This is a genomic window from Shewanella sp. SM68 (assembly GCF_025653925.1).
GTDB lineage: Bacteria > Pseudomonadota > Gammaproteobacteria > Enterobacterales > Shewanellaceae > Shewanella > Shewanella oncorhynchi.
On the sequence record NZ_JAKKRU010000001.1, the window covers coordinates 71,079 to 80,953 of the forward strand.

Below are 9,875 nucleotides of genomic sequence, written 5' to 3' on the forward strand. Positions count from 1 at the left end.
TCGCTTTGTAGAGCGTTTATCGTTATCACCGCGTTATTTTTGCGGCCTTTTTTTGGTATATGGGCGCTTAATTGACTGCATAAGTGCTGCGTTTATGACCAAATTGTTATGCAACGGTGAAGATACTACTCCCGAGTTTCTTAGCTGAACAACAGAGTGCATACGTATTCAATACCTAGCAGAGTTAAGAATAGACTGTGATAGAGGGTGAACTCAGGGAATAAAATGATTTTATTTTGTAATCAAGTGACTGTTACTAAAAAGTAAATTTCATTGTGATGCCATGTGACTATTGGCTGCATCTTCTGCATACGTATGCAGGTGTATTGAACCTTATTTCCCTCTTCACGTATGCTCGGTAACACAAAAGAAGCCGCGATGACTTTACTCTGCAGTAACAAAACGATAACTGTTTGCTTGAGTGTGTTAGGGAAAGTTCGCTGTAGAATAATGATAAAGGGGCAACAATGAGTGAGTTAACGTGGTGGCGTGGTGCTGTGATTTACCAAATTTATCCGCGTAGCCTTTTAGATACCGATGGTGACGGCGTCGGGGATTTACGCGGCATTATCATAAAGCTGGATTACATTGCGAGTCTTAATGTCGATGCCATCTGGATTTCACCTTTCTTTAAATCTCCTATGGCAGATTTTGGCTACGACATCAGTGATTACCGTGAAGTTGACCCTCTTTTTGGCACTATGCATGATTTCGATGAATTGATTGAAAAAGCCCACGGTTTAGGTATTAAGGTCATTATTGATCAAGTATTAAGTCATACCTCGGACCAACATGCGTGGTTTATCGAGAGCCGCGAAAACCGTATGAATCCCAAGGCGGATTGGTATGTGTGGGCCGATCCTAAGGAAGACGGTACAGCGCCTAACAACTGGCTCGCGATTTTTGGCGGTTGTGCTTGGGAGTGGGAACCGCGCAGACAGCAATACTATTTACATAACTTCCTGCGTAGTCAGCCCGATATTAATTTCCATCATCCCGAAGTGCGCCAAGCTGTGCTGGATAACGTTGAATTTTGGCTTAAAAAGGGGGTAGATGGCTTCCGCTTAGATGCCATTACCTTCTGTTATCACGATGAACTGCTCAGGGATAATCCGGCAAAGCCTAAGGATAAACGTCAGGGCCGTGGTTTCAGTGAAGATAACCCTTACGCCTATCAATACCATTACTACAATAATGACCGTCCGCAAACCATCGCTTTTATTGAAGATTTACGAAAACTCATCAATCGCTATCCAGGAGCGGTGACCTTAGGCGAAGTCTCTGCCGAAGATTCTTTGGCTGTAATGGCTGCCTACACTAAGGGCGAAGATCGCCTGCATATGGCCTACAGTTTTGAGCTGCTGACTGATGATTACAGCGCAAGTTATATTCGCCAAACCGTAGAGGCTTTGGAAGCGAGCATAGGTGATGGCTGGCCATGTTGGGCTATCGGCAATCATGATGTGCAGCGCGTAGCGAGTCGTTGGGGGCAAGGTAAGCAGAATTCAGACATGGTCAAAATGCTCAATGCCATGCTAAGTTCGCTGCGCGGCAGTATATGTAGTTATCAAGGTGAAGAACTCGGTCTAACCGAGGCGCCAATTGAATACCATGAGCTGCAAGATCCCTTTGGCAAAACATTTTGGCCTATGTTTAAGGGGCGTGATGGTTGCCGTACGCCAATGCCGTGGCAGCAAGGCGCTGACTTTAGTGGCTTTAGTGATGTTTCTCCTTGGCTGCCAATTCCACCTGCGCACCAAGCGTTAGCTGTGGATGTACAAGAATCTGATGCTGATTCTATGCTCAATGGTTATCGACGTTTTCTGGCTTGGCGTAAGTTACACCCAGTGTTAGTTGAAGGTGATATTAAATTTGTTGATACAAAGGAGCCCATTTTGGCCTTTGTTCGCACCTTAGGCGATATAAAAGTGCTCGTGGGATTCAATTTAGGTGATACCGAGGTCGAGTTTGATTTCTCTGCATTTGAAATCAGTGAGTCGCTGACGGGACACGGCCTTAAAACCGCACAAATAGAACACAATCAGCTGAAGTTTTCGGCATTTACCAGCTTTTATGCAGTGTTAAAGTGAAAATGATTCATTTTTATTCGGTTGAAGTGTTATAGATACGGGATGCCAAGCCCACAGTTTGATATAAACCCGCCCACGGGCACCATGGGGAATGTAACCTTAATTAGTTCCTGATAATAAAAACATACAGAGAGAATAACTATGGCGTCATCAATTAATACCGGTAGCTACACGAGCAGCACTGGCGAAAATGGGTCGGGCAGTTATCGTTTTGCCTTGATCTCATTGACTTCACTGTTTTTTATGTGGGGTTTTATCACCTGCTTGAACGATATTCTGATCCCGCATCTTAAAGCGGTGTTTTCACTGAATTATACTCAAGCCATGTTGATCCAGTTTTGTTTCTTCGGTGCTTATTTTCTAGTCTCAATCCCTGCGGGTAACTTAGTGAAAAAGCTGGGTTATCAAAAGGGAATTGTTACTGGTCTCGTGATTGCAAGTATTGGTTGTGCGCTGTTTTATCCCGCGGCGGCCCTCGCTACTTACAACTTGTTCCTCGGTGCATTATTTGTTTTGGCATCAGGCATCACAATCCTGCAAGTGGCAGCCAATCCTTATGTCAATGCCTTAGGCAGTAGCGAAACTGCGTCGAGTCGTTTGAACTTAACGCAAGCGTTCAACGCCTTAGGCACAACGGTTGCGCCGTTTTTTGGTGCTATGTTAATTCTTTCTGTTGCCAGTTCAGTATCAGGCGATTTAGCCCAAGCGAGCGCTGAAGCGGAAGTGGTTAAACTGCCATACCTGTTACTTTCTGGCGCCTTGGCTATTCTAGCGCTGATTTTTGCGAAGTTAGATTTACCTGTGATCCGTGAGCATGATGAAAGTGTTCAAGGTGAAGTTCAAACCCATCTTGGTAAAACCAGTGCCTTGCAAAGCAAGCACTTAGTGCTCGGTGCTGTGGGTATTTTCGTGTATGTAGGCGCAGAAGTGTCTATCGGTAGCTTTTTAGTTAGCTTCTTAGGTGAAAGCCATATAGCGGGTATGCCAGAAGCCGAAGCCGCCCATTACATCGCCTATTATTGGGGCGGCGCTATGGTGGGACGTTTCATTGGCTCTGTGGTGATGCAAAAAGTACCAGCAGGCTCAGTGCTTGCATTTAATGCTTTTATGGCGGCGCTACTTGTGGTTGCAGCGATGACAACTAGTGGCAGCATTGCCATGTGGGCAATCCTTGGGGTGGGGTTATTTAACTCGATTATGTTCCCAACGATCTTCAGCTTAGCACTTCGTGATTTAGGTCCACACACTTCACAGGGCAGTGGCATTCTGTGTTTGGCGATTGTGGGCGGCGCGATTTTGCCTTTATTCCAAGGCATGTTAGCGGATAATCTTGGCGTTCAGCTCGCCTTTATTCTACCCGTGATTTGTTATGGTTTTATCCTGTTCTACGGGGCTAAAGGCTCAAAAATGTAATGGGTTAAACTGACTGTGGCAAAAAAGCGATCTTAGGATCGCTTTTTTTATGGCTTTAACCTTAACTCGGCGCCAGCGCGCTTGCGTATTAGGGCCTGACCTCCTATGATCCTCCGGTTTTATCATTCATGGTGACCTTTTAAATGTTGAATTCTCCGCTTTCTGCCAGCTCGAACGAATTAGTGATCAGTATCTTAACTATGGTGCTGAGCCAAGGAAAACCCTTAGATCGGGCCTATTCTCAGCATTTTTCTGGGTTGCAATTAGTACCCGCCGAGCAGGCGCGTATCGCATTAACGACGGGTGATATCCTACGTCGTTTAAATTTATATTGTTATCTGGCGGAAATTAGTCCAGATGAGATGGAGCGTTTTGGCTCTAAATTGCTTAATGCTTGGCATTTATTCCACGGGCTTGAACTGCCTAAAATGCAATATTCGCTGCAAGTTGATGAGGTGCGTTTAGCTGAGCGTATCGAGCAAGCGAAAACTAAGCCTGTATTGTGGGACGGTTGCCCTGAGTGGCTCGATGTTATGGGTCGTGAGCAACTAGGTGAGTCTTGGGAAAAAGAGCGCGCCGCGTTAAGTACAGCGCCGAAACGTTTTTTACGCGCTAATAGCCTTAAGGTGACTCGTGATGAACTGGCCGCTAAGCTTGCCGCTGAGTTTGTGAGCACGCTCTGTGTTGATGGGGTTGATTCTGCCCTTGAAGTGACCTCCGATTCTGCCTTGTTCCGTACCCAAAGCTTTAAAGATGGCTTATTCGAGCAGCAGGATGCGGGCTCTCAGCGCGTAGCTGCGGCGCTTGATGCCAAGCCGGGGATGAAAGTTATTGACGCTTGCGCAGGCGCGGGCGGTAAAACCTTACACATAGCCGCGCAAATGCAGGGCAAAGGGCGCTTGTTGGCCATGGATGTGGAGCAATGGAAACTCGACAAACTTAAGGAGCGTGCCCGTCGTAATGGTGCACACAATGTCGAAACCCGTGTTATCGCCAGCAGTAAAACCATTAAACGCTTAAAGCTCAGTGCCGATAGGGTATTGCTTGATGTGCCTTGCTCTGGTTTGGGTGTATTAAAGCGTAATCCCGATGCAAAATGGCGTGATACCGTAGAGCGTTTACCCGTGTTAATGGAACTGCAAAAACACATTTTGAGCAGTTACAGTCGCATGGTCAAAGTCGGTGGCATAGTCGTCTATGCGACTTGTTCTATCTTCCCTTGCGAGAACCGCGGTCAAGTGGATGCGTTTTTAGCCGAGAACCCCAACTTTCGCCTGATTGAAGATGAAAGTATCAGCCCAGCCGATAGCGGCTTTGATGGCTTTTACCTTGCCAAACTTGAACGTATTCAAGAATAAAGCATTGCTTTTTAGACTAAAGTAAACCTTTTACCGCGCAGGTAAAGGGTTTACTTAATTAACATTAGTGCCTAGAATTTCTTATAAGTTATAAATATTTAACATTGTTAATCAGTATTTATATTGCAACTTTGCTCTTAAGGAAATTATGGCGTACGGCGTTAACCTTCCAGATCTGCTCGATCATGCAGACGTTAAACTCGCCCACAATGTCAGCATAGCTTGTTATAGCAGTATTCTTTCTATGCTGCTCAATGGCGCACCGCTACATGAAATTTTGCATGCCTTAGTCTTAAAAATCGAAGCTCAAAAAGTAGGAACCAGAGGGTCTGTGTTACTCCTCAGTGCTGACGGTAAACGTCTGTTATTAGGTGCCGCCCCCAATTTACCCGACAGTTACAATCAAGCCATTAATGGTGTCGAAATTGGCCCCAATGTGGGTTCTTGTGGCACGGCTGCCTATTATGCGCAGCGTGTCATCGTTGAAGATATCGCCCAACATCCTTACTGGGTTAATTATAAAGAACTGCCATTACGTGCAGGTCTTAAATCTTGCTGGTCAGAACCTATCAAAGATACTCATGGTAAAGTGCTAGGCACATTTGCCATGTATTATGATACGATAAAGTCCCCAACAGAGCAGGATTTAGAACTCATTTCAGAGGCGGCAAGACTGGCGAGTTTAGCCATTGAACGCAGTCGTGCAATGGAGTTTCAGCATTTAGCTGTGAAAATTTTTGACCGGTTACCCCTTGCTCTGGTTATTTCCAATTCTGACGATGCAGTTCTCTATGCTAATCCCGCTTTCAGACATATAGTTATCCCTCAAGATACTGATATCGCTAACTTTCATCCTAAGATTTTTTTAGCATCATCCCAATCTAATGAATTAGTGGGGTTATTTGAGCATTTAGCTCAGGACAGAATGTGGCAGGGTGAGTTGGTGGGTCTTAGGGGAAATGGCGAGGAGTTTTATCTTGACCTTATCGTCACGACCTTCCGAGAGTCCAATGGTCAGCAACCCTGTTTTGCATGGCTATTTTCAGACATTAGTGAACGTAAGAAAGCGGCGCAGCTGATTAAGTATCAGGCCAATAATGACTCTCTTACCGGACTTGCTAATCGCAATGCGTTATTCAAGCAGATCCAAGCGTTAATTACCTCCGATAGTTTGACACCTGGCTTTAGTTTTATGTTGATGGATTTAGATAACTTTAAGCAAGTCAACGACACCCATGGCCATGACAAAGGTGATGCACTGTTAGTGCAAGTGGTTAAACAGATCAGCGAGTGTGTCGATGACACTATGGTGTTTGCACGCTTAGGAGGGGATGAGTTTGCCTTGCTATTACCTGGGGTTGTTAACCAGAAAGAATTGGCACAAATTGCAGATACAATTAACAAAAATGTGGCAAAACATTATGTGCTAGCTGATGGAAAAGGTGTTTATAGCTCGGTAAGTATAGGGATTGCACGTTTTCCTGAAGATGCCCTCGATCTTGAACAGTTGTTAAATTGTGCCGATCAGGCCATGTATATTTCTAAGGCAAATGGCCGCAATCGATATCATTTTTTTACTGAACAAATGCAGCTAAATGCCGAGCGTGTTGCTAGCCTTCATAATCAGCTTAAGCAGGCATTAGATCAGCATACCTTCGAGCTTTATTACCAACCTATAGTCAATGCGACCACAGGCCTGATTGTCCGTGCTGAAGTGCTGCTGCGCTGGCAGCATGAGGGAACGTTTATTCCACCCGATGAATTTATTCCCATCGCTGAGAACAGTGGTTTAATCGTTGATATTGGTCGAGATGTTCGCCTTGGTGCTATGCAGACTATTTTAGAGATGCAGGAACGAAATTGGCCCATTAATTTATCGGTGAATGTCTCGACTTTTGAGTTTTGGTCCCATGAACTACAAGATGCCTTTGTGGAATCCTTTGCTGCGATTATCGAGCAACTTGAGGTGACAGATTTCCCTTATGATAGATTAACCCTTGAGATCACTGAATCTTTGCTGATGAAGCAGCATACGTATCTTATTGATGTGCTTAATGGTTTGCGGGTTAAGGGGATTAAAATTTCTTTGGATGACTTTGGCACTGGCTATTCGTCCTTATCCTATTTGGCTAATTTCCCGATCGATCAAATTAAAATCGATAAGAGCTTTATCGACAGATTAGATGAAGGCAAACGCCACGAAGCGTTGGTGGAGGCCATAGTGCGTTTAAGCCATGCGTTAGATTTAACTGTGACGGCAGAAGGGGTAGAAACTGAGTCCCAGCTTAAATTTGTAATGGCGAATCATATTCAAGAAATTCAAGGCTATTTATTTTATAAGCCTATGCCCAAAGCTGCATTCTTTGCCCTGTTGGCAAAGCAAGCTGAGTTGCATAAGGGGTTTGACGTTTGACCTTGATGTTTGACCTAGATGTGAGGGCGGCTTAATCAGTGGCAGTCTGATTTTAATATTGGGTTTAGATGTAAGGTAATAATTCAAGTTTTAGATATAAAACATTGAAACATAATAAATAAAAAGAGCGCCGAGGCGCTCTTTTTATTACTGGAAACAGGTGCTGCACTGAGTCTCTGCGTTCACATTGAGTCAGGTGGCGAGCGCTAAGATTTAGCGGTTATCTGGCTGTTAATCACTAGACTCAAGTATTCAGTAAAGTCATGACCGTGATTTTGCAGCATTTTGGGGAACATAGAAATCGGCGTGGAACCAGGGAAGGTATTGATTTCATTTAGTAAAATTTCATTGTCCGCGGTTAAGAAAAAGTCGATGCGCGACAGGTGACGCAATTTCATACCTTTAAATGCCTTGATTGCATAGGCGCGGATTTGTTCACTGATCTCAGCTGACACATGCTGTGCCACCACATCGGTGCGTGCTTTACTATTTTTGGCGTATTTCTCATCGAAGGTGTAGAAGGTGTTGGTATCACAGATGATTTCACCTGGTACTGTCGCCACCACTTCACCGTTGTACTCGTATACTGCGACTTCTAACTCACGGGCTTTAATGGTTTTTTCAACGATAACATAGGGCGCATAGCCGAAAGCATCTTTAAGCACGCCAGCGACTTTATCGCTGTCATCGACTTTATAACAACCAACAGAGGAACCCTGTGAGGCCGCTTTGACGAAGATGGATCCCCATAGTGCTAATGCGGCTTGGGTTTGCTCTATTGCTGCATCATCGAATTGGTTTAGGAAAATATACGGGGTATTCGGAATACCTAAGGCAGAGAACCACATTTTAGCGGTGATCTTATTAAAGCAGTTACTGCTAGCCTCGGATTCACAGCCAAAATAGGGCAGTTGGATCAAATTAAAATAGGATTGAATGTCACCTGTTTCGCCGGGATAGCCATGAATGCAGGGAATGACGTAATCGACCGGCCATGGGGCTTTGCTCTCATCGCGGAAGCGAATTTCGCGGCTATTGGTCAGTTCACAATCATCACCCGCAGCGGTGCGGTATTGACCAAATTTATCCAGTTCGACACGCAATACACAAAACTGCTCGGATTTTGCCAGTGAGGTTTCAAAATAATTGGCCGACATGAGTGAAATATCGTGTTCGGCACTTCCGCCGCCGCACAGCAAAAGCAGGTTGATCTTAGACATTGTGAGTGATTCCTCAAAGTGAGCAAAATCGGATGACATCGGCCTGTGGCAATACGAATATCATCCTATAGTACAGCCGCTGTCATCTTAGTTTTCTTGCCCCTATGAGTGCAAGGTTTTGCTGACTGATGGCTATTAAGTGGTGAATTTTAACGCATTACATCGCATTGCAAATATGGGCTTGTGCCTTTGTCGGGTTTATTTTGATTTTTGTGGCGTGAGATGGCAATGTCGTTGGACTATTGCTTCGTCACCGTCACCTAAACTATGCAACCCAGTACGAGTGACATTGACTTTAGGCAGATTACAGCATGGTATCTCATGGTGAATAAAAATATTCGGTTAGCCCGCTTACAGGATACAGATAGTGTGCAGGTATTACTTGAGCAACTCGGTTATTCTTTGCCCCATGCCGCTTTAGCCCAGACGTTAAGCCAATATCAGCATGATTCTCTGCGCCGCAGTGATGAATTACTGGTGTATGAGCAACATAATGCGCAGGGTGACCTGCAAGTTGTCGCTGTGATGGCCTTAATGTTCTTTGATTATTTCCCCGCCTTGAGTCGTATCTGTCGTATAACCGCAATTGTGGTGGATGCCGACATGCGGGGTCAGGGCGTTGGCTCTCAGTTGATCGCCTTTGCGAAAGAAAGGGGAAAGCAAGAGAATTGCCAGTTACTCGAACTCACTACATCGATGCAGCGCATTGCCACACAGCAATACTATGAAAGTATAGGGTTTACCAAAACATCCTTTCGCTACAGCTTAGTTTTGAGTGAACCAAACGGCTAATTCTTGGCTCGAGCGAGCATAAACAGATCCGTTGTCCTTGTGCCTTCGGGTACAGGAAAAACGTTGCGGGTGACATTGATAATTTCAAATTGATTTTAGCAACTGATAATGTCTGGCCTATAACCGATATTCAGTCATCCGAATTTGTACATTAATACCAAAGCTCAGAGTAAATAGTTCAGATCAAAACAGATGTTTAGCCCTAAGTTATAGGCATGATTTTTATGTAAATTCACCATTAACTCGACATCCATCAGTTGTGCTAAGGTCACTGGTCTCGCTTCCCAGCGCGGTGCGTGGCCAGCATCATTACAGTGTGCTAGGTATAAACGTCGCGTACTTTGATGTATGCCAAAATACGTCATATTACAACGCTGGCTAATCGTTAAATAGGGCTCAAAGTCGAGTGCGTATATCTGCATGTCTTTAAATTCTGACCACTTGATATAGCGGGTTTTTTCATAATAACGCTTAGGTAAAGCGGCATCTGGTGCTATGGCGTCAAACAAGGCAATAACGGCTTGTAGATCCTTAAGTGTAATAATGTCCTTTTTAATCAATGTTTAAATCCTTAGTTTCATGGTTAGAG

General features: G+C 44.6%; 7 protein-coding genes. 5 read left to right on the forward strand and 2 right to left on the reverse strand.

What is annotated here, in order from left to right:
* Positions 1-467: 467 nt before the first annotated feature.
* The 4 genes from L5M40_RS00345 (at position 468) to L5M40_RS00360 (ending at position 7,274) form a co-directional block, all read left to right on the forward strand.
* Positions 468-2,090, forward strand: coding sequence for an alpha-glucosidase family protein (locus L5M40_RS00345; protein WP_263175451.1), 1,623 nt, complete (start codon positions 468-470; stop codon positions 2,088-2,090).
* A gap of 141 nt (positions 2,091-2,231) precedes the next feature.
* The gene (locus L5M40_RS00350; protein ID WP_028760037.1) at positions 2,232-3,503 is read left to right on the forward strand and encodes a sugar MFS transporter; all 1,272 of its coding nucleotides are present in this window, start codon (positions 2,232-2,234) and stop codon (positions 3,501-3,503) included.
* 143 nt (positions 3,504-3,646) lie between these two features.
* Entirely contained in the window at positions 3,647-4,861 is a 1,215-nt protein-coding gene (locus tag L5M40_RS00355; protein WP_173245073.1) for an RsmB/NOP family class I SAM-dependent RNA methyltransferase, read from the forward strand.
* Positions 4,862-5,009: 148 nt separating this feature from the next.
* Positions 5,010-7,274 carry an EAL domain-containing protein gene (locus tag L5M40_RS00360; protein ID WP_263175452.1) on the forward strand — a complete coding sequence of 755 codons (2,265 nt, stop codon included), beginning with the start codon at positions 5,010-5,012 and terminating at the stop codon, positions 7,272-7,274.
* Positions 7,275-7,480: 206 nt separating this feature from the next.
* Here the strand turns inward: L5M40_RS00360 and L5M40_RS00365 are convergent, their stop codons facing one another.
* Positions 7,481-8,494, reverse strand: a complete 1,014-nt coding sequence (locus tag L5M40_RS00365; protein WP_168825124.1) for a D-alanine--D-alanine ligase — start codon at positions 8,492-8,494, stop codon at positions 7,481-7,483.
* Between the two features lie 321 nt (positions 8,495-8,815).
* Between L5M40_RS00365 and L5M40_RS00370 the strand changes: the two genes are divergently transcribed.
* Positions 8,816-9,286 carry a GNAT family N-acetyltransferase gene (locus L5M40_RS00370; protein ID WP_105252433.1) on the forward strand — a complete coding sequence of 157 codons (471 nt, stop codon included), beginning with the start codon at positions 8,816-8,818 and terminating at the stop codon, positions 9,284-9,286.
* 164 nt (positions 9,287-9,450) lie between these two features.
* Here L5M40_RS00370 and L5M40_RS00375 read toward each other — a convergent pair whose 3' ends face one another.
* Positions 9,451-9,846 (reverse strand): hypothetical protein, encoded by a 396-nt coding sequence (locus tag L5M40_RS00375; RefSeq protein WP_231466229.1) that lies wholly within the window; start codon positions 9,844-9,846, stop codon positions 9,451-9,453.
* Positions 9,847-9,875: the final 29 nt, after the last annotated feature.

Excerpts from the sequence above, each read along its gene's own strand:
- L5M40_RS00365 (WP_168825124.1), bottom strand. The coding sequence starts at position 8,494 with ATGTCTAAGATCAACCTGCTTTTGCTGTGCGGCGGCGGAAGTGCCGAA.
- L5M40_RS00370 (WP_105252433.1), top strand. The coding sequence starts at position 8,816 with ATGGTGAATAAAAATATTCGGTTAGCCCGCTTACAGGATACAGATAGT.
- L5M40_RS00350 (WP_028760037.1), top strand. The coding sequence starts at position 2,232 with ATGGCGTCATCAATTAATACCGGTAGCTACACGAGCAGCACTGGCGAA.
- L5M40_RS00345 (WP_263175451.1), top strand. The coding sequence starts at position 468 with ATGAGTGAGTTAACGTGGTGGCGTGGTGCTGTGATTTACCAAATTTAT.
- L5M40_RS00355 (WP_173245073.1), top strand. The coding sequence starts at position 3,647 with ATGTTGAATTCTCCGCTTTCTGCCAGCTCGAACGAATTAGTGATCAGT.
- L5M40_RS00360 (WP_263175452.1), top strand. The coding sequence starts at position 5,010 with ATGGCGTACGGCGTTAACCTTCCAGATCTGCTCGATCATGCAGACGTT.